An 18,222-nucleotide genomic window follows, 5' to 3' on the forward strand; every position below is an offset into this window, starting at 1 on the left:
GCGCTCCTCAGTGATCGTGGCTCGCGCCCGACTTCTCGATGTCGGCCTTGATCAGGTAGCTGTTCTCGGATGCGTAGACGGTGCCTGCATCGATCCCGCTCAGCACCTCGGTCCACTCGGGACCTTCCTGACCAAGCTCGAGCATCCGCACCTCGTAGGTCTCGCCGATCTTGGCGAAGACGACGCGAAAATCGCGGAACTGCTGGATGGCGTCCGTCCTGACGGCGAGAGGCACCCGTCGCTGGTCGACCGAGACCAGACCCCGGACCGCCATTCCCGGTCGCCAGAAGCCATCGCGATTGGGGAGCGGCGCACGTGCGGTCACCGCTTGGCTGCTGACTTCCGCCAGAGGCAGGAAGTCCCGGATGCGGGAGCCCTGCGCACGCTGGCCTTCGAGGCCCCGGATGAGCACCGATTGTCCGGGACGAACCCGCTCGATGTCGCGTGGGAAGATCGGGAAGGTCGCAACCGTGCGGGACGGATCGGAGATGACGAACATCGGATCGCTGTCCGCGATGTCGCCGATATTGGTATTGCGCTGCGTGATCACTCCGGAAATCGGCGCGTAGATCGGATAGGTCTGCAACGATGAGCTGCTTTCCACCCGCGCCAGCAGCGCCCCCCGGGCTACACGATCGCCGAGATTGGCATGCAGCGACATGACGGTGCCCGGGAATTTGGCTCCCACCTCGGCGCTGCCGGAGGGATCGAGCTCAACCCGTCCGATGATTTCCACGGTTTCACCGACCTGCTGCGGTCCGACCGTTTCGGTCCGAATGCCGGCCGCACGTGCCGCCTCGTCCGAGATCGTGACCCGACCCTCGTAGGATTCGAACGCCCATCGATGGCTGTTGTCGCCTTCGTTTGCCACTACCACGACGTCGAAACTGTGCGGTTCGACGAGAACCCCTTGGCCTCGCAGGTAATCCTGTTCCGGTTCGAATTCGAACGTGGTTTTTTCGCCGTCCAGACGCGTGATCAGGACCCGGGCACGGACCGTTTCGGGATCGACGGGCTCGTTGTCACGGTAGGCGTAGAGACGGTATTCGGGCGGAACACCGTCTTCGAAGACGGTAATCTCGATAGCGAAGTCGCCGTCACGAAGCATGCGCCCGTTGTGTGGACCGCGCTCGTACTCGCTCTCTGCGGCTGCCTGTTCTTCGGAAGTTTCCGGCGTATCTGCCGACTGGCCGCAGGCGGCAAGTGTCGCTGCAAAGCATGCAGCAAGGAATAAATGCGTCTTGCGCATGATCAATAACCCCCAACAAGTTCGATGAAGCGGCCAGTCAGTCGGTCGTAGTCGACCTTGGCCTGATGATATTCGGCGAGCGCATCGACGAAGCGGACTCTGGCTTCGTGCAATGCGGTCTGGGCAATGGAGACATCGAGAAAGGTGAACCCTCCGCGATTGTAGCCGGCACGGACCTCCCGCAGGGTCTGTTCGGCACCGGGCACCACCTGCTCCTGGATCGCCTCGGCCTGGTGGCGCGCCTCTTCGACGCGTTCGGCAGCCAGAGCGATCTGCCGGCGACGCTGGAACCGTTCGACCGCGAGGTCCGCCTCTACCTGCCGCTGCTCGGCCGCGGCGCGGTCGATGTTGGCCCGATTGAGCGCGCGGTTGGGCAAAGGCAGCGAGAAGCCCGCAATGACGGCGACGTCGCCATTGCCGAACAACCTGGGTCCCGCGAAGACAGTTGGATCGGTGCGCGAATTGGCTTCCTGGAGGCGATAGTTCGCGTCCGCCCTCTCGCGCCGGGCCTGGAAAACGGCAAGATCGACTGGCGTAAGGTCGGCAGTGGTGATGGCAATCTCTTCGGCTTCGAGGAAGCCCGAGGTCACGACTCCGATGCTGCGTGGATCTCCGCCGGTAAGGAGCGCCAGGCGCGCCAGAGCGGCTTCGAAGGCGTGTTCCGCCAGCCCAAGATCCACCCGGGCTTCGGCCAGTTGTGTGCGGGCCCGCGTTCCGGCGAACAGAGGGTCGCGCGCCTCATCGACCCTGCGCTGCACCTCATTGGCGAGGGTCTCGGCGATCTCGACCCTGCTCCTGGCAAGTTCGAGCGACAAGGCGGCGGCTTGCGCTTCCACGTACAACGCCTGGACTTCGCTCGCGAGATCGAGACGCCGCACGAGCGCCTCGGCCTCGGCAACGGCGATATCGCCTTGCGCGAGGCCCACGCGCGCCGCGCGTTTGCCGCCGCGCTCCAGTCGCTGGTTGTAAGTCCCGTCGATCTGCCATTGGGAAAAGCCCGGGGTGCCGATGTTCTCGACGGTCCCATCGATCGTGGGCGCGGGGTTGGTATCGGCAGCGCTTCGCGCTGCGTTGAGGCCGTCGAGGCGCGCGGCGGTCGCCTCGCCCTGCGGTGAATTGGCGACCGCAGTTCGAACGGCCTCCTCGAGTGTGTACGTCTGGGCGGATGCCGAGGTCGCCCACACCAACGTGGCCGCCAGAAGGGCGGCACGCGTGGACACGTGCATGATAGACTGCTCCTGATTGTCTGAATGGAAATTGGCCCGGAATGCGGGCCGGATTCAGAAAATCAGGCTGATGGGGGCTGTGTTAACGGAGCCGGCGAAGAGCCGATGAGAGGCGGTGTCTCGCCCGGCCGCAGAAGTGTTCGAGACGCAGGGGCGTTGCCCGCGAACTCGGTCTGGTCCGGCATCGCAATCGAGCTGTGCGAATGCGAAGCGGGGTGAGGCACGATATCTTCGGACGCGAGCGAATCGGCGTCTGTCTCGACCTCGATGACATCGGCGGAATTGTGCTCATGCGCATGATGCGCGCTTGCCGCCTCGTGTGCATGCGCCGCTTCCAGATGCGGAATCGATCCCGGAAGTCCGCCATGCGAGACCAGGAGCAATGCCAACAAAAACAGGAAATGGAGCTGGCGCATCGGCGGGCGGTTAGCCGATCGCAAGCGAATGGGCAAGCCGCGGGGACCGGTTTTTGAGCGATTGCTTGCCGTACGACCCCGTGTCCGACGGAAGATCCGGCGCGTGCGAGGTTGCACGCAGCAAAAAGAGAGAAGAGGGAGCTTTGCTCTTCCTGAACCGGGATATGCCCGTCCCGGCGATCAGGAGACCTCCCATGACCAAGTCCCGCCGCGCTGCTTCAGCTTCGCCAGCCCACCGCATCACTGCCGCCATCATTGAAAAGCTCGAGCAAGGCACCAAGCCCTGGGTCAAGCCGTGGCGCGGCGTGCCGGTCTCGCGACCCTTGCGGAGCTGCGGGACACCCTATCGCGGCATGAACACCTTCTGGCTGTGGATGGTGGCCGATTGCTGCGACTTCGCCTCGCCATACTGGATGACCTACCGCCAGTGCCAGAAACTTGGCGGACAGGTTCGCAAGGGCGAGAAGTCGACCATCGCGATCTTCTACAAGAGTTACACCAAGGAGGTCGAAAACGCCGAAGGCGAGGCCGACACCGAGAACCGGCGCGTGCTCAAGGCCTATGCCGTGTTCAATGCCGACCAGTGCGACGGCCTCCCTGCATTTTACCATCCCAAGCCGCTGGTTGCCGCGCTTGAGCCCGCAGGACGCGAAGACCGCCTCGATGCCTTCTTTGCCCATATCGGCGCAGACCTGCGCCATCACGGTGCGCAGGCCTATTACGAGCCGCTGCGCGACCGGGTCACCATGCCGCCAGCCGAACTCTTCCAAGCCTATGACCACTATTACGCGACACTCGCCCACGAGCTGTCGCACTGGACCGGGCATTCTTCGCGGCTCGACCGCGACCTCAAGAACCGCTTCGGCAGCGATGCCTATGCTGCCGAGGAATTGATCGCCGAATTGTCCTCGGCCATCCTCGGGGCCGAACTGGGTCTTCCGGTCACCCACCTCGACCATCACGCCAGCTACATCGCGTCCTGGCTCAAGATCCTCAAATCTGACGAGCGCGCGATCCTGACCGCTGCGGCCAAGGCCGAGGAAGCGGCCAGCCTGTTGCTTGACCTTGGTGGTCACCAATCCCGTGAAAGCGAGGCCGACATCGATCTCGCTGATGCAGCCTGAGGAGCAGTGAGATGGGACGTTCCGTCAGCTATCCGACCGGCTCCGTGGTGGCCTTTCGCCTGCTCGATGAGGGCGAAGACGACGATGTCGACTGGGTTTATGAGTGCCTCGTCGACGAGGTCATCGACACCATGAAGGCGACCTTTCCTTCCTTCGAACGCTTCGATGGATGGCGCGGCCGCGAGGATCGCATCCTCTTGCGCAACGCCTTCGCCGATTGCGGCATATCGACATATTGCGGGCTCGCTGCGATCTGGCTCGCCGAGCGGGATGACGCCCGCTATTGGGAAGCCGATTTCTACGTCCCACGAACGGCAAGGGCACGGCACTGGCTCGCCCAGGTGTCGGGACGCTTCATCGACCTGTTCGGGGATCTGCGCCTGATCGGGCGATTCTCGAATGGCGAAGCGATCTTCGAGCGCTCCCGATCCACCTGCGACATCGGGACCTGATCCTGCCTCATCCCTGTCCGCCGGGAGAGGCCCTTGGGCCGGTCGGGGCGCGCCGCAACCTGCGGCCCGTCGGCCCGTGTTGCCCGCGCCAGCCTAGGGCCGCAGGTTTCCCGCTGCGCGGTGCGTCTCGCCCCTTTTACCGGCCCTGATCGGGCTCCGGCGGACAGGGCCGAGGCAATAGTGCCTCCTCTCCTTGTCCCCGCGATCAGGAGACACCCATGTACGACAGCTTCATCGACCAGTTGAGCGGCCTTGACCTTTCAGGCCTCAGCATCAGGCCAGCTCCCTTCAACGAGACCGACTTTCCCTGCGAGGACGCGATTGACCAGACGCTTGGCGCCGTCTGGTCCGACCTCTTCGCGATGTTTTCCGACACCGCCCTGGAAGCCGATGCCGAGGACATTGCCTGGGGCGTGGTCAATCTGTTTCACCGCGCAGCCAGCCGCAAGTCGGCTCAACTTGATCGGGCCAGCGACGAGATCAGGGTCCTTCTAGCATCAGCCGATGGCTCCGAAGTGCATTCGAGCAATCTTGAAGAGCAGGTCGAGCGTGCGCAGGCTGCCGAAGCCAGCATGCTGGCCTTCGAGCAGATGCGCGAGGCTGCTGCAGCACTCTATCGCGACGAAACTGGTTCCTCGTGGAAGCCCGTTTCGGGCTCGCGTACGAGCCATTCGCGCCACCTTACTTCGGCTGTGATCGATGCCCGCGATTTCCTCCGCGCACGTGCTGAGAACCGGCGTCACGCCCTGATCCCTGAAGGAACTCCGGTCGTCTTTGCCGGTGGTCGCCAGAGCTTCGACAACGCTGAGGACGCGCGCATCTATGCCGACACTATCTGGGCAACGCTGGACAAGGTTCGCGATGCGGTTCCCGATCTCTTCCTGGTCCATGGCGGCGACGGCAAGGGTGCCGATCGCCTCGCCGCGAGCTGGGCTGAACGCCGCGAAGTCCAGCAGCTGACCTTTTCGCTCGATCGTCGTCTTGGTGCCCGCGCCGGGTTCAAGCGCAACGAGCAGATGCTCTCGCTCAATCCGCGCTACGTTGTCGCCTTTCCGGGCAATGGCGTGACTGAACGGCTAGTGATCGACGCCAAGACGCGCCGGATCACCGTGGTCGATCGCAGGACCGTCACGTCCCGATCCAAGACTAAGGGATAATAGCCTGTTGGTCGCCGCAGCGTTTCTACCATCGATTAGCTGCGGCGATCATCACAGACAATCGTCGTCGATTGCCTTTTCGGTTGGAGAGGGGATTTCTTGGGAAGGCATCTCGGGTTATCCGCCCCGCATGCACCACGCCGACTCCAATCCGCTCGCCCATGATCACAACTTCCTGAGCGCCTCGCACGACGCCCATGAGCGGCGCACGCGTTATGTCGTTGCCTTGACCGCCGCGATGATGGTGGTCGAAATCATCGCTGGCCTGTGGACCGGATCGATGGCGCTTCTAGCCGATGGTATCCACATGGCGACCCATGCAGGTACCTTGGGCGTCGCGGCCTTCGCCTACTGGTTTGCCAGGCGCCATGCGAACAACCCGCGTTTCACATTCGGTACCGGCAAGGTGGGCGACCTCGCCGGCTTCGCGAGCGCGCTTGTCCTCGCCATCTTCGCAATCGGGATCGCGGTTGAATCGGCTCAAAGGTTCGTCAGTCCGCTCACGATTGCCTATACCGAGGCTATCTGGATCGCCGTGCTCGGCCTCGTGGTGAACCTCGCGAGTGCCTGGCTGCTTGGTGCCGATCATCACCATGGGCATGATCACGACCATCATCATCACCACGACCATGCGCATGCCGATAACAATCTGCGGTCCGCCTATTTCCACGTGCTTGCCGATGCCCTGACCTCCGTCCTGGCTATCGTGGCCCTTCTCGCCGGCATGTACCTCGGCTGGGCATGGATGGACGCGGCAATGGGGCTGGTGGGTGCATTCGTGATCGGGCGCTGGTCATGGTCACTGCTGCGCGATACCGCTGCCGTGCTTGTCGACGCCGAAGCGGCCTCTGAACGGTACACAGAGGTGCGCGAGGCGCTCGAGGACCGGGACGCCGCGATCGGCGATCTGCACATCTGGCGGATCGGTCCCGGCAAGTATGCAGTCATCGCCTCGCTCATCGCCGATGATCCGCTCGCGCCCGACAATTATGCCAGCCGACTTTCAGAGTATGCAGAATATGTGCACGTCACGATCGAAGTTCATCGCTGCGAGCATCCGCATCCCGAGCTTCGCGCGGCCTGATCGCGCCGTTCTAAAAGACCGAAACAGTATTCGAGGACTGTTATACTGTAACAAAAGACTTATACTTCATCGTGTTACGGAACTTGCAATCTTGATGCGGTTTGCTAGGAGCCGTTGGAATCCATGACTACAAGCTATCGTCGCCTTGTCCTGCACCCTTTCGTCGTCCTGCTTATGCTGGTCGCGATGGTGTTCGTGACGGCGGCGGATGCTGCTGCTTGCGGTGCCGAAGTGGCGCCCGGAAGCACGCCCGTTCTGGCTTCGCTCGATAGCGCGTCTGCGTCATCCGCAGCCGCCGACGAAGTGCCGGGCGATCCGGATGCGCCGGCCGAGCAACACGGCGTGTGTGGACACGGCCATTGCCATCACGGGGCGAGCTTTGCCGGCACCGTGCAGAAGAATTCGGTCCCTCACTTGGTCGTGGTTCCCGATGCGCCTCCCGCCGAAGCGCTCGCTTCCGACATTACCGACCGACTGAAGCGCCCCCCTCGCGCCTGACGACCGTCACCGCGCTGCATGCCGCAGCGCAGTTCGGATCGTCAGCAGAGGAATTTTCGAAAAATGTCAGCCATTCATTGGCGAGGGGTCCTCCTTGGAGGGCTGTTCCTCGCCGCTCAAGCCACGACCGTGGCGGCGCAGGAGCGTGAGCTTCTGACGCTCGAAGCTGCGCTCGCTCGTGCGGGCATCGTCGACAGCGCAGATGAGCCCCCAGAAAATCCGCGCCTGATCGGACCGCGGGCCGAAGCCGACGCGGCGCGGGCCCTGGTCGACCAGGCGCGGCTGCGGCCCAACCCCGAAATTGCTCTCGAAGCCGAAAACATTGCCGGAAGCGGCGCATTTTCGGGATTGCAGGCCACCGAGTACACTTTGTCCCTGAGCCAGCGGCTCGAATTGGGCGGCAAACAAGGAGCGCGCGTCCGCGCCGCCCAAGCGGAAGCGCGCGTCGCGACCCTTTCAGGAGCGCTCTCGGTTGCTCAGCTCGGGCGATCGGTGCGCGAACGCTATGTCGAAGCCGTCGCTGCGGCAGCCCGATTGGAACTCGCGCGCGACATAGTCGAGCGCAATCGCGAGCTTGCCAGGATCGCAGGCGTACTGGTCGATGTTGGGCGGGAGCCTCCCCTGCGCTCGCTTCGTGCCGAAGCGGCACTTGCGGAGGCGCTCGCGGAGCTTGAAGCGGCCCTGGCTGCCGACAGTACGGCGAGGAACGCGCTCGCCGCGCTTTGGGGCGAGGCAACACCTGCTACGGACGTGCCTTCGGTGTTCCCCGAGATCGAACCTCCGGCGACGCTGCTCGCGTCACCTTCGGCCTTACGTCTTCAGGTCGCCCGTGCCGAACGCGAGGCCGCGGATGCCGCGATCGCCCGGGAACGCTCTTTAGGCATTCCGGATCCGGCAATATCCGCCGGAATCCGACGGTTCGAGGAAAGTAGAGACCAGGCGTTTCTCGTGGGGGTTTCGATCCCGCTTCCATTCCGTAATCGCAACCAGGGAAACATCGCCGCTGCCGAAGCGCGGCTTCGCGCCGCGACGGCGCGGGAAGCAATTGCCCGCACCGATTTCGAACTCGAGGTCACGCAGGCCCGCGGACAATTTCTGGCAGCCGAAGCGCGGGTCGAGACCCTCGCGGAGACGTCCTTACCCCAAGCCGAAGAAGCCTTGCGCCTCGTTCGGATTGGCTACCGCAACGGCAGGTTTCCGCTGATCGAAGTTCTGGCTGCGGCCGAAGCACGCGACACCATCCGTGAAGCTTTGATTCAAGCTCAGGAAGATCGTGGTCGCCTGGCGGCGACACTGATCTGGCTCGGTGCACAATGAGGTATTTCCCGATGAACCGTAAACGTCTGGCCGTCGTGATCGGCCTTGCCATTCTCTTTGTAGTCGCGGCGCTCATGCTGTGGCCCGATAACAAAGCTGACCAAAACGCCGAGGAGACGAGTGAGGAGGTCGAGCTTCCCGAAGGCCTTGTCCTGCTTGGCGCCGAACAAATTGAAGCGTCCCAGATAGTGGTTGAAACCGTCGGCCAGGGATCGGCGGTCGAGCTGGTCTTCCCGGCCACCGTCGCGGCAAGCCCGACGGCAAGTGCCCGCATCGATGCCCGCGCGGCGGGCGTGGTCCGCAGTGTCGGCAAAACGCTGGGCGATTACGTGAGGCAGGGCGAGACGATTGCCCGCATCGAGAGCGCCGACGCGGCTGCTCTCGCAGCGCAGTTGAGCGCAGCACGCGCGAGGGTCAACGAACTGTCCGCTGCCTACGATCGGGAGCGCCGCCTGTTCGAGGCCAATGTCACCGCACGGCAGGATCTCGAGGCCGCGCGAGCAAATCTGCAGGTCGCCCAGTCGGAACTTGCGCGCGCCCAGGCGGCAGTCTCCGCGGCGGGCGTTAGCGGCGACGGGCGCTCCCTTGCGGTTACGAGCCCGCTCGCGGGCAGAGTGACCTCGGCGCCTATCGTTCTCGGTTCCTTCGTCGATGCCGGGGAAGAACTCTATCAGGTCGTGAATCCGAACGGCATGCAGGTCGAGGTTGCCCTCCCGTCGGCTGAAGCAAGCCGCATCCAGCCTGGCGACGAGGCGACGCTGGAAATCGCGGACAACCGGGAAGTGGGTGCGCGCGTGCGGTCTGTCACTCCCTCGCTCGATCCCGAAAGCCGCAGCGCTACGGCGGTCCTGTCGCTGGCAAGGCCGATTCCCGGCCTGCAGCCCGGGGCCTTCCTGCAGGCACGTATCCGCCCTTCGGGTGAGGTCGATACAGGCCGCATGTCGGTGCCGGAAAGTGCCGTCCAGACAATCGATGGCGCAGAAGTGGTCTTCGTTCGCACGCGCCGCGGGTTTCAAGCCCGTCCGGTGGTCACCGGTGCGCGTTCGGGAGGACGGGTGGTCATCGAGTCCGGTCTCGAAGCGCAGTGGCGGATCGCCACCACCAATGCCTTTTTGCTGAAGGCTGAACTCGAGAAGGAGGAGGCCGAGCATGGACACTGATCACATGCAGGACGCGGATCGCTCCCACCACCATGGCCTGATCGGCATGATCCTCGACGTCGCCGTGCGCTTTCGCTGGGCGATGGTCGTGCTGACGCTCGGTGTGGCAATCTATGGCGTGGTGAATTTGCTCCGCCTGCCCATCGATGCCGTGCCCGATATCACCAACGTACAGGTGCAGATCAACACCGAGGCACCAGCCTTGTCGCCCTCGCAAGTCGAGACGCAGGTCACCTATCCCGTTGAAACCGGGCTTGCCGGTATCGAGGGTCTGGAGATGACCCGCTCGATATCGCGCAACGGGTTCAGCCAGGTGACCGCAATTTTCGAGGAAGGGACCGACATCTATTTCGCGCGTCAGCAGGTCAACGAACGGCTGACGCCCATAAGCGCCTCCCTACCCGAGGGTGCCGAACCGGTGATGGGACCCATCTCGACCGGCTTGGGCGAAGTGCTCATGTATACCATCGAGTACGAGTTTCCGGACGGCAAGGAAGCACCGCGGGGCGGAGCGGTCGGTTGGCAGTCCGACGGGAGTTTTGTGACCGAACGTGGCGACCGGCTCGACAGCGATGTTGCCAAGGCTGCCTATCTGCGAACCATCCAGGACTGGGTGGTTGCACCCCTCATGCGGTCGGTCGACGGTGTGGCAGGTGTCGACTCGATCGGCGGCTTCGAAAAGCAATACCTCGTTCAACCCGATCCCGCGCGAATGACCGGATACGGTTTGTCGTTCGACGAAGTGATTACCGCGCTGGAAGCGGCCAACCTCGCCGAAGGCGCCAATTTCGTCGAGCGGGCCGGTGAAGCGCTCCTCGCCCGGGTCGATGCGCGCCTCGGCAGTGTCGAGGATATCGAGCAGGCGGTCGTTTCCACCCGCGAGGGGGTCCCCATTCGCGTAGGCGACATTGCCACGGTCAGCATCGGTGGCGACCTGCGAACGGGCGCGGCGTCGCTGAATGGCGATGAAGCAGTCGTGGGTACCGTGCTCATGCGCGCGGGCGAGAACAGCCGCACCGTTTCGGCCCAGGCGGCCGAACGGCTCGAGGAAGTTCGCAGCTCCCTGCCGGAAGGAATTGTCGCGGAGATCGTCTACAACCGGTCTTCGCTGGTCGATGCCACGATCGCGACCGTCGAGAAGAACCTCGTTGAAGGCGCGCTTCTGGTGATCGCAATCCTGTTCTTGCTGTTGGGAAATATCCGGGCAGCGATCATCGCGGCGCTGGTCATTCCTTTTTCCATGCTGATGGCATCGATCGGAATGAACCGGCTCGGCGTTTCGGGCAACCTCATGAGCCTGGGTGCGCTGGACTTCGGCTTGATCGTCGATGGTGCAGTCATCATCGTCGAGAACAGCGTCGCGAGGCTCGCGGCCCGACAGGAACACGAAGGGCGACTTCTCACACTGGGCGAGAGGCTGACGGAAACGCGGCTTGCCGCGCAGGAAATGATCAAGCCGACTGTGTACGGGCAGGCGATCATTCTTCTCGTCTTCGCACCGCTTCTGACCTTTACCGGGGTCGAAGGCAAAACCTTCTCGCCCATGGCGATCACGGTCATGCTCGCGCTCGCCTCGGCGTTCGTGTTGTCGCTGACCTTCGTCCCGGCAATGATCGCCATCCTGCTCAACAAGAAGCTGACGGAAAAGGAGGTCAAGCCGATCCGGATCGCCAAGGAGCGATACGGACCGCTGGTCCGCAGGGCGATCACCCGCCCTTGGCCGGTCATCGGCATGGGCGTCGGCATCTTCGCCTTTGCGGCCTTCGTGTTCAGCTTCCTCGGGAGCGAGTTCACACCGCAATTGGACGAGCGCGACATCGCCGTGCAATCGCTGCGTATTCCTTCGACATCGCTCGAACGTTCGCTCGCGATGCAAAGGCGGGTCGAGGACCGGCTCGAGCAGTTTGAGCAGGTCGAGCTCGTCTTTTCGCGGACGGGCACGGCGGAAGTGGCCAGTGACCCGATGCCGCCGAACGCTTCCGATGCGTACGTGATCCTCAAACCCCGTGAGGAATGGCCCGATCCCGACCTCGCCAAGGACGAGTTGGTCGCGCAAATGGAGAGCGCCCTCAGCAGTCTCGTCGGCAACCTTTACGAGTTCAGCCAACCGATCGAATTGCGGTTCAACGAATTGATCGCAGGCGTTCGCGGAGATGTTGCCGTCAAGATCTACGGAGACGATCTCAGCGCCATGACCTCGGCGGCGAACGAGGTTGCGGGCGCGCTGCGCAATGTCGACGGCGCCGCGGACGTCAAGGTCCAGCAAGTGACCGGGTTCCCCACCCTCGATATTGCCTTCGATCGGCCAGCGATTGCCCGTTACGGGCTGAAGGTCGAAGACGTTGCGCAATCGGTGGCGATCGCACTGGGCGGTCGGCCTGCGGGCCTCGTTTTCGAAGGCGATCGCCGCTTCGATGTGGTTGTGCGGTTGTCGGACGCGACCCGCGACGATTTCGACCAGTTGGGTGCTTTGCCGGTGCTGCTCCCGAACGGGGCAACCATACCGCTACGCTCGGTTGCCGAGTTCCGTGTGGTGGATGGTCTCGCGGAGGTTCGCCGGGAACAGGGACGCAGACTGGTGATCGTCTCGTCCAACGTGCGAGAACGCGACCTCGGGTCTTTTGTAGAAGAGGCCCAGGAAAGGGTCGCGGCGCAGGTCGAACTGCCCGCTGCCGCGTTTATCGAGTGGGGCGGGCAATACCAGAACCTCCAAGCCGCTCAGGAAAGACTTCAGATAGTCATTCCCATCGCGTTCGCGGTCATTCTCCTGCTGCTTTACATGGCGGTTGGGGGCTGGGTGCCGGCGCTCGCCGTATTCAGCGCGATCCCGTTGGCCCTGGCAGGCGGAATATTCTCCTTGGCTCTGCGCGGGATGCCATTCTCGGTATCTGCGGCGGTAGGCTTTATCGCCCTGTCGGGCGTGGCGACCTTGAATGGCCTTGTGATGGTGACTGCGATCCGTCAGCGGCTCGACAAGGGCATGGCGCTCGATGATGCGATCGTCGATGGTGGACTGGCGCGCCTGAGGCCGGTTCTCATGACCGCGCTCGTCGCATCGCTCGGCTTCGTGCCGATGGCCATTGCGACCGGGACCGGCGCGGAAGTGCAGCGTCCCTTGGCGACAGTCGTCATCGGAGGATTGATCACGGCCACCGCGCTCACCCTCTTCGTCTTGCCCGCAGTCTTGAAGCTGGTTTTCGGGACCAGAGAAGATGACCGGACCTGGCGACAGCGCTGGTGGGAGCGGCTGCGGCGCAATTTGACAAGCGATGAGCAGCGCGAGCTGAAGGACATCGCATGACCGATCGGGAAAGGAAAATACGGTGCTGGCACTGAAGGAAAAGAACGGACTGCTCTGGATACGTGCCGGAGGCAGGCAGGGGGATGAAGCCTATGACCGCTTTGTTCCCCAATTCGAACATATCGCAGAGCGCGAGGCCGGTACCGTCCCGATGGTGATCGAGCTCGCGCCTGACTTTTCGGGTTGGAACTTCGGAGGTCTCTGGCGCGATCTCAAGTTCGACATCCGGCATAAGGATTGTTTCGGCCGGATCGCCATAATCGGCGACAGCGAATGGGAAGAGTGGGGCACGAAATTGTCATCCTCACTCTTCCGCACCGAAATGAAGTTCTTCCGGCCAACACAGCGTAGTCATGCGGAAAGCTGGGTACAAACCGAGGAGGACGCAGCATGAGTGGCGGACATGAGGTCGATGTCGGGTCGCCTGAAAAGCGCAAGACCCTGTGGGTTGTCCTGTGGCTTAACGTGGCCATCGCGATCGGCTTTTTCGCGGTCGGGTATTTTGCCGATTCTAATGCGCTGTTGGCGAACGGCCTCGATAATTCATCCGATGCCATCGTTTATGCGCTCAGCCTGCTCGCGCTGACCCGCTCACGGACCTGGAAACGCGGGGCCGCACGTTTCTCCGGCATCATGCTGCTGATCTTCTCTGCTGGGGTTATCTTCGATGCTTACCGACGGTTTGTGGAAGGGTCCGATCCGGGCGGGATATTGATGATGGCGATGGCGTTCATCGCGGGGATGGTCAATCTCTATTGCCTGCGCCTGCTGCAGAAGATGGAGAACAAGGACGTCAATATGCGGGCGGCGACCACCTTCAGCTTCAACGACTTTATCTCTAATGGCGGGATCATTATCGCCGGCATCATTGTGATGCTGACCGGAACCAACTGGCCCGACCTCGTTGTGGGCATCGCGGTAGCTTGCATCGCTCTCTATGGCGGCATCGAGATTCTGCGCGACGCTCACATGGATAGCCACGACGATGCGGGAACCAAACACGGCGAGAAGAGGAATTGACCCTATTCGATCTTCCTGCACAATGTGTCCGATGCGCTGGCTTCGGCCGGTGTGATCGTGGCTGGCGTGCTCATTCTGCGATACGAACTTTATATCGCCGATCTGACCATCACGGTGGTCATTGGTGACTTTGTGATCTGGCAGGGCGTTACTTTGTTGCCTCGCACGGTGCGTCTCTTGATGGGCGCGGTGCCGGACGAAAGCGAGTTCGATCGCATTGTGAGCGACCTGCGTGACGCAGAAGGCGTGGCCGACGTCCATCACGTCCAAGTCTGGAGCATCAGCGAGCATTATCGCGCGCTTGAGGCGCATGTCGTTCCTGCCGAATCTTCGTTGCAGGCTTTCGAGGATGTGAAGGCGCGGGCTCGCGGTATGCTCGAGACGCGGCACGCCATCACCCATGCAACGTTCGAAGCCTGCCTCGCTGCCAACTGTGATCCGGTTATGGTCCCGGGCCATCAGGTCGAAAAGAACCAATGCCAAGACCATGATCACGACCATTGACAAGCGCGGCGATCAGGTCGGCCGCTGCAAGCAAGCAGTTTGGTAGCGCACGGCATGAACCGCCCTGCAACTCGTAAATGAGGACCGACGAATGAAAGCTTCCGATCTTATGGTCGCCGCGCTCGAGGCAGAGGGTGTCGAGTATGTTTTCGCCGTTCCAGGCGAAGAGAACCTGGATCTTCTGGAATCGCTGCGAACTTCCACCATCACGCTGGTTCTGGCCCGTCACGAACAGGGCGCTGGCTTCATGGCGGCAACTTATGGCCGCCTGACCGGCAAGGCAGGTGTGTGCCTGGCAACACTCGGGCCAGGTGCCACGAACCTGACCACACCGGCGGCCTATGCCGCGCTCGGAGCCTTCCCGCTCGTGATCATTACCGGGCAGAAACCGATCAAGACCTCGAAACAGGCCCAGTTCCAGATTGTCGACGTCGTTTCCCTGTTCACCCCGCTGTGCAAGGCATCGACCCAGATTGTGAACGGCAACCGCATCCCGTCGCTCGTTCGCGAGGGATTTCGCCTGGCGCAGGAAGAAAGGCCGGGCGCTGTGCTGCTCGAGCTGCCCGAAGACATTGCTGAAGAGCAAACGGTCGAACCTGTCATACCGCCGCATGACAGGCGCTATGCCGTAGCGGGTGACGCCGCTCTAGATGAGGCAGCGAGACGTATCCTCGCTGCACAGAGACCTCTGCTACTGATCGGAGCCGGAGCGAACCGCCGCTGCGCTTCGAAGGCGTTGCGCAAATTCGTATCCGATACGGGCTTTCCCTTCTTTGACACCCAGATGGGCAAAGGCGTGGTCGATGAAGATAGCGAGCTCTATCTGGGCACCGCAGCACTATCGTCGGGAGATTATGTTCACTGCGCGATCGAAAAGGCCGATCTGATCGTCAATATCGGTCACGATGTGGTTGAAAAGCCGCCCTTCTTCATGGAGCCGGGCGGGCAGACCGTCATCCATATCAATTACAAGGCGGCCGAAGTCGATCAGGTCTACTTCCCGCAGCTCGAGGTCATCGGCGACATCGCCGGATCGGTCGAGCGCCTCGGAAGCCGTTTGGATGGCAAGCTCCAATGCGACCGCGGCTATTATACCGCGCTGCATCGCGAGATTGCTTCGCACATCTCCGAAACCAGCGACGACGAACGTTTTCCGATGGTCCCCCAGCGCGTGGTTGCCGACGTACGCAGCGTAATGGCGCGCGATGATATCGTTGCGCTCGACAACGGCATCTACAAGATCTGGTTCGCCAGAAACTACATTGCGAATGAACCGGGCACCATCCTTCTCGACAATGCATTGGCGACGATGGGCGCGGGCCTTCCGTCGGCCATGGTGGCGGCGATGCTGTCTCCCGGGCAAAGAGTTCTCGCGGTATGCGGTGATGGCGGGTTCATGATGAACTCGCAGGAGCTGGAAACGGCCGTCAGGCTGGGCCTGAACCTCGTCGTACTCGTCTTGAACGATGCGGCATACGGCATGATCCGCTGGAAGCAGGACCAGCTCGGTTTTCCGGACTACGGCCTGACCTTTTCCAATCCCGACTTTGTCACCTATGCACAAAGCTATGGAGCGACCGGCCACCGTGTCGAGCGAAGCGCGGATCTGGTTTCGGTCCTGAACGCCGCATTCGAGGCTGGCGGCGTGCACCTTGTCGACCTGCCCGTCGATTATTCCGAAAACAAGAAGGTGCTGATCGACGAACTCGGCGCAAAGGTGTGCGAGCTATGAAAACGATCGTTCACAATCCCTTCGACCGCTCGCCGATTGCAGAAGTAGCGCTTGTCGACTGGGCTCAAATCGATGAATGGCTGAATGAAGCGCAGTTGCTCCACCGCGACCGCCATGGCTGGCTTGCCGTGCACGAGCGTGTCGCCATCCTCCGGCGGGCTGCGGATATCATGCGCGAACGAGCCGAGGATCTGGCTCTCCAGATCGTCAGGGAGGGCGGCAAACCGCTGGTCGATGCGCGGGTGGAAGCCGGTCGCGCGATCAACAGCGTCGACTTGTGCGTTCAGGCGCTGAGTGAGGGCGGCGGCCATGAAATTCCGATGGACCTGACAGAAGCGGGTGCGGGAAGGACGGCCTATACCTTCCGCGAACCGATCGGTCCTGTCGTGGCGATCTCGGCATTCAATCACCCGCTCAACCTGATCGTCCATCAGGTTGGACCGGCGGTAGCAGCCGGGTGCCCCGTTCTCATCAAGCCTGCGCTGGAAACGCCTCTGTCATGCCAGAGCTTCGTGAGCATTCTTCATGAAGCCGGCCTGCCCGAGGCCTGGTGCCGGTTCGCACCTTGCGGCAACGATATTGCCGAAAGAATGGTAACCGATCCGCGCACGGAGTTCTTCTCATTCATCGGTTCTGCGAAAATTGGCTGGATGCTCCGCTCGAAGCTGGCGCCGGGAACCCGCATTGCTCTCGAGCACGGCGGCGCGGCGCCGGTAATCGTGGACAGCGGCGTGGAGCGCGCAGCAGTGATCGCCTCGTTGCTCAAAGGCGGGTTCTATCATTCGGGTCAGGTCTGCGTTTCCGTGCAGCGCGTGTACGTCCCTACTGCAGAATTGAAAGACTTCGCCAATGACCTAGGGCGAGCTGCCGAAAAGCTGGTCGTGGGCGATCCCGCCGATGCTAAAACCCAATGCGGCCCCTTGATCCGGACGGAGGAAGTCGACCGCGTCGAACGCTGGGTCGATGAAGCCATTGCAGCAGGCGGCACCCTGGTGTGCGGGGGAAGCCGTCTGAGTGACACTCTTTTCTCCCCGACCGTCATTGTCGATCCTCCCGAAAGTGCCAAGGTATCCCAGGAAGAAATCTTCGGCCCCGTGATCTGCGTGTATGGCTATGACGATATCGACCTGGCTATCGAGCAGGCCAATGCCCTGCCTTACGCCTTTCAGGCCGCTGTATTCAGCGATCGGCTGTCAATCGCCAATCATTGCATACAGTCTCTGGCGGGATCGGCTGTGATGGTGAACGACCATACGGCATTCCGCGTGGACTGGATGCCTTTTGCAGGGCTGCGCCGCTCCGGGCTTGGCGTCGGCGGGATCCCCTACACTATGGCGGATATGAGCATTGAAAAAATGGCCGTCTGGAACTGGCCTGCGGCGGCATCATAGCCCGTTCGACAGACCCGGGATGGCGACACGGGCAGCTTCGCACTCGTCGGCCTTTCCCGAAGTTAAGTCTCTTATGGGCGGCCGACAAAAGCCGTGCATTGGCGAGCCTGACCGAACTGGCGCACGAGGCGCGGACATCAAGGCTCGGCGGTACCCGCAAGTGCATCGATGATGCGGCAATCGCCTACAGTGTCTTGCTCGCAGGCAGCGATCATACGCCCAAGTTCCGTCCGCAACGCCTCCAGGCTCGCGATCTTGCGCTCGACCTCGCCGAGATGGCTTCTGGCCAGAGCGTCGATGCCCGCGCAGGACCGGTCGGCATCATCGGAGAGATCGAGCAATTCCCTGATGCGTGCCATGGAGAAGCCGAGATCACGCGCGCGCCGTATGAAGTTAAGGCGCGCTTCCTCTGCTGGTCCATAATCGCGATAATTGGCCTGCGTGCGTGGAGGGGCAGCGAGGATACCCTCACGCTCGTAGAAGCGGATTGTTTCGGATTTGACGCCGGTTATCCGGGCAAGTTGACCAATTCTCATGACAAAGGCTCCTGTCGCTTGACCTTGTAGTTACTACAAGGTGCATAGGGCGGAT

The 18,222-nt window shown here is 62.2% G+C and carries 17 protein-coding genes; 13 read left to right on the forward strand and 4 right to left on the reverse strand.

Annotation, left to right across the window (positions count from 1 at the left end; all coding sequences use genetic code 11):
• Nucleotides 1-7: 7 nt before the first annotated feature.
• The 3 genes from WYH_RS12245 to WYH_RS16885 all read right to left on the reverse strand — a co-directional run bounded on the left by WYH_RS12245 (nt 8) and on the right by WYH_RS16885 (nt 2,891).
• Entirely contained in the window at nt 8-1,249 is a 1,242-nt protein-coding gene (locus tag WYH_RS12245; RefSeq protein ID WP_046904054.1) for an efflux RND transporter periplasmic adaptor subunit, read from the reverse strand.
• 2 nt (nt 1,250-1,251) lie between these two features.
• A complete protein-coding gene (locus tag WYH_RS12250; RefSeq protein ID WP_046904055.1) occupies nt 1,252-2,475 on the reverse strand; it encodes a TolC family protein in 1,224 nt (407 codons plus the stop codon).
• A gap of 62 nt (nt 2,476-2,537) precedes the next feature.
• Nucleotides 2,538-2,891 (reverse strand): hypothetical protein, encoded by a 354-nt coding sequence (locus WYH_RS16885; protein ID WP_156320135.1) that lies wholly within the window; start codon nt 2,889-2,891, stop codon nt 2,538-2,540.
• A 194-nt stretch (nt 2,892-3,085) separates the two neighbouring features.
• Here WYH_RS16885 and WYH_RS12260 point away from each other — a divergent pair, with 194 nt between their 5' ends.
• The 13 genes from WYH_RS12260 (at nt 3,086) to WYH_RS12320 (ending at nt 17,631) form a co-directional block, all read left to right on the forward strand.
• A complete protein-coding gene (locus tag WYH_RS12260) occupies nt 3,086-4,015 on the forward strand; it encodes an ArdC family protein (RefSeq protein WP_046904057.1) in 930 nt (309 codons plus the stop codon).
• 11 nt (nt 4,016-4,026) lie between these two features.
• Nucleotides 4,027-4,467, forward strand: a complete 441-nt coding sequence (locus WYH_RS12265) for a hypothetical protein (RefSeq protein ID WP_046904058.1) — start codon at nt 4,027-4,029, stop codon at nt 4,465-4,467.
• 218 nt (nt 4,468-4,685) lie between these two features.
• Nucleotides 4,686-5,624 (forward strand): DUF2493 domain-containing protein, encoded by a 939-nt coding sequence (locus tag WYH_RS12270; RefSeq protein ID WP_046904059.1) that lies wholly within the window; start codon nt 4,686-4,688, stop codon nt 5,622-5,624.
• Between the two features lie 130 nt (nt 5,625-5,754).
• Nucleotides 5,755-6,708: a CDF family Co(II)/Ni(II) efflux transporter DmeF gene (gene dmeF, locus WYH_RS12275; RefSeq protein ID WP_046904060.1), complete on the forward strand. Its 954-nt coding sequence runs from the start codon at nt 5,755-5,757 to the stop codon at nt 6,706-6,708.
• 123 nt (nt 6,709-6,831) lie between these two features.
• Nucleotides 6,832-7,206, forward strand: a complete 375-nt coding sequence (locus WYH_RS12280; RefSeq protein WP_156320136.1) for a hypothetical protein — start codon at nt 6,832-6,834, stop codon at nt 7,204-7,206.
• A gap of 63 nt (nt 7,207-7,269) precedes the next feature.
• Nucleotides 7,270-8,523, forward strand: a complete 1,254-nt coding sequence (locus WYH_RS12285) for a TolC family protein (protein WP_046904062.1) — start codon at nt 7,270-7,272, stop codon at nt 8,521-8,523.
• Nucleotides 8,524-8,534: 11 nt separating this feature from the next.
• Nucleotides 8,535-9,683 (forward strand): efflux RND transporter periplasmic adaptor subunit, encoded by a 1,149-nt coding sequence (locus tag WYH_RS12290; RefSeq protein WP_046904063.1) that lies wholly within the window; start codon nt 8,535-8,537, stop codon nt 9,681-9,683.
• Nucleotides 9,684-9,720: 37 nt separating this feature from the next.
• Nucleotides 9,721-12,984, forward strand: a complete 3,264-nt coding sequence (locus WYH_RS12295; RefSeq protein ID WP_156320201.1) for an efflux RND transporter permease subunit — start codon at nt 9,721-9,723, stop codon at nt 12,982-12,984.
• 22 nt (nt 12,985-13,006) lie between these two features.
• Nucleotides 13,007-13,378, forward strand: a complete 372-nt coding sequence (locus WYH_RS12300; RefSeq protein WP_046904065.1) for a SpoIIAA family protein — start codon at nt 13,007-13,009, stop codon at nt 13,376-13,378.
• The gene (locus tag WYH_RS12305; RefSeq protein ID WP_008603820.1) at nt 13,375-14,004 is read left to right on the forward strand and encodes a cation diffusion facilitator family transporter; all 630 of its coding nucleotides are present in this window, start codon (nt 13,375-13,377) and stop codon (nt 14,002-14,004) included. Before WYH_RS12300 ends, WYH_RS12305 begins: the two co-directional genes overlap by 4 nt.
• 15 nt (nt 14,005-14,019) lie before the next feature.
• Nucleotides 14,020-14,508 carry a cation diffusion facilitator family transporter gene (locus tag WYH_RS12310; protein WP_263435099.1) on the forward strand — a complete coding sequence of 163 codons (489 nt, stop codon included), beginning with the start codon at nt 14,020-14,022 and terminating at the stop codon, nt 14,506-14,508.
• Nucleotides 14,509-14,599: 91 nt separating this feature from the next.
• Nucleotides 14,600-16,240, forward strand: coding sequence for an acetolactate synthase large subunit (locus WYH_RS12315; RefSeq protein WP_046904066.1), 1,641 nt, complete (start codon nt 14,600-14,602; stop codon nt 16,238-16,240).
• Nucleotides 16,237-17,631 carry an aldehyde dehydrogenase family protein gene (locus tag WYH_RS12320; protein ID WP_046904067.1) on the forward strand — a complete coding sequence of 465 codons (1,395 nt, stop codon included), beginning with the start codon at nt 16,237-16,239 and terminating at the stop codon, nt 17,629-17,631. The genes WYH_RS12315 and WYH_RS12320 overlap by 4 nt, the downstream gene beginning before the upstream one ends.
• 137 nt (nt 17,632-17,768) lie before the next feature.
• Here WYH_RS12320 and WYH_RS16595 read toward each other — a convergent pair whose 3' ends face one another.
• The gene (locus tag WYH_RS16595; RefSeq protein WP_082347972.1) at nt 17,769-18,167 is read right to left on the reverse strand and encodes a MerR family transcriptional regulator; all 399 of its coding nucleotides are present in this window, start codon (nt 18,165-18,167) and stop codon (nt 17,769-17,771) included.
• Nucleotides 18,168-18,222: the final 55 nt, after the last annotated feature.

This window comes from Croceibacterium atlanticum, assembly GCF_001008165.2.
Lineage (GTDB): Bacteria > Pseudomonadota > Alphaproteobacteria > Sphingomonadales > Sphingomonadaceae > Croceibacterium_C > Croceibacterium_C atlanticum.

Coding starts and splice junctions, on each gene's coding strand:
- WYH_RS12285 (WP_046904062.1), top strand. CDS start 7,270: ATGTCAGCCATTCATTGGCGAGGGGTCCTCCTTGGAGGGCTGTTCCTC.
- dmeF (WP_046904060.1), top strand. CDS start 5,755: ATGCACCACGCCGACTCCAATCCGCTCGCCCATGATCACAACTTCCTG.
- WYH_RS12315 (WP_046904066.1), top strand. CDS start 14,600: ATGAAAGCTTCCGATCTTATGGTCGCCGCGCTCGAGGCAGAGGGTGTC.
- WYH_RS12270 (WP_046904059.1), top strand. CDS start 4,686: ATGTACGACAGCTTCATCGACCAGTTGAGCGGCCTTGACCTTTCAGGC.
- WYH_RS12280 (WP_156320136.1), top strand. CDS start 6,832: ATGACTACAAGCTATCGTCGCCTTGTCCTGCACCCTTTCGTCGTCCTG.
- WYH_RS12260 (WP_046904057.1), top strand. CDS start 3,086: ATGACCAAGTCCCGCCGCGCTGCTTCAGCTTCGCCAGCCCACCGCATC.
- WYH_RS16595 (WP_082347972.1), bottom strand. CDS start 18,167: ATGAGAATTGGTCAACTTGCCCGGATAACCGGCGTCAAATCCGAAACA.
- WYH_RS12250 (WP_046904055.1), bottom strand. CDS start 2,475: ATGCACGTGTCCACGCGTGCCGCCCTTCTGGCGGCCACGTTGGTGTGG.
- WYH_RS12245 (WP_046904054.1), bottom strand. CDS start 1,249: ATGCGCAAGACGCATTTATTCCTTGCTGCATGCTTTGCAGCGACACTT.
- WYH_RS12290 (WP_046904063.1), top strand. CDS start 8,535: ATGAACCGTAAACGTCTGGCCGTCGTGATCGGCCTTGCCATTCTCTTT.
- WYH_RS12265 (WP_046904058.1), top strand. CDS start 4,027: ATGGGACGTTCCGTCAGCTATCCGACCGGCTCCGTGGTGGCCTTTCGC.
- WYH_RS12320 (WP_046904067.1), top strand. CDS start 16,237: ATGAAAACGATCGTTCACAATCCCTTCGACCGCTCGCCGATTGCAGAA.
- WYH_RS16885 (WP_156320135.1), bottom strand. CDS start 2,891: ATGCGCCAGCTCCATTTCCTGTTTTTGTTGGCATTGCTCCTGGTCTCG.
- WYH_RS12305 (WP_008603820.1), top strand. CDS start 13,375: ATGAGTGGCGGACATGAGGTCGATGTCGGGTCGCCTGAAAAGCGCAAG.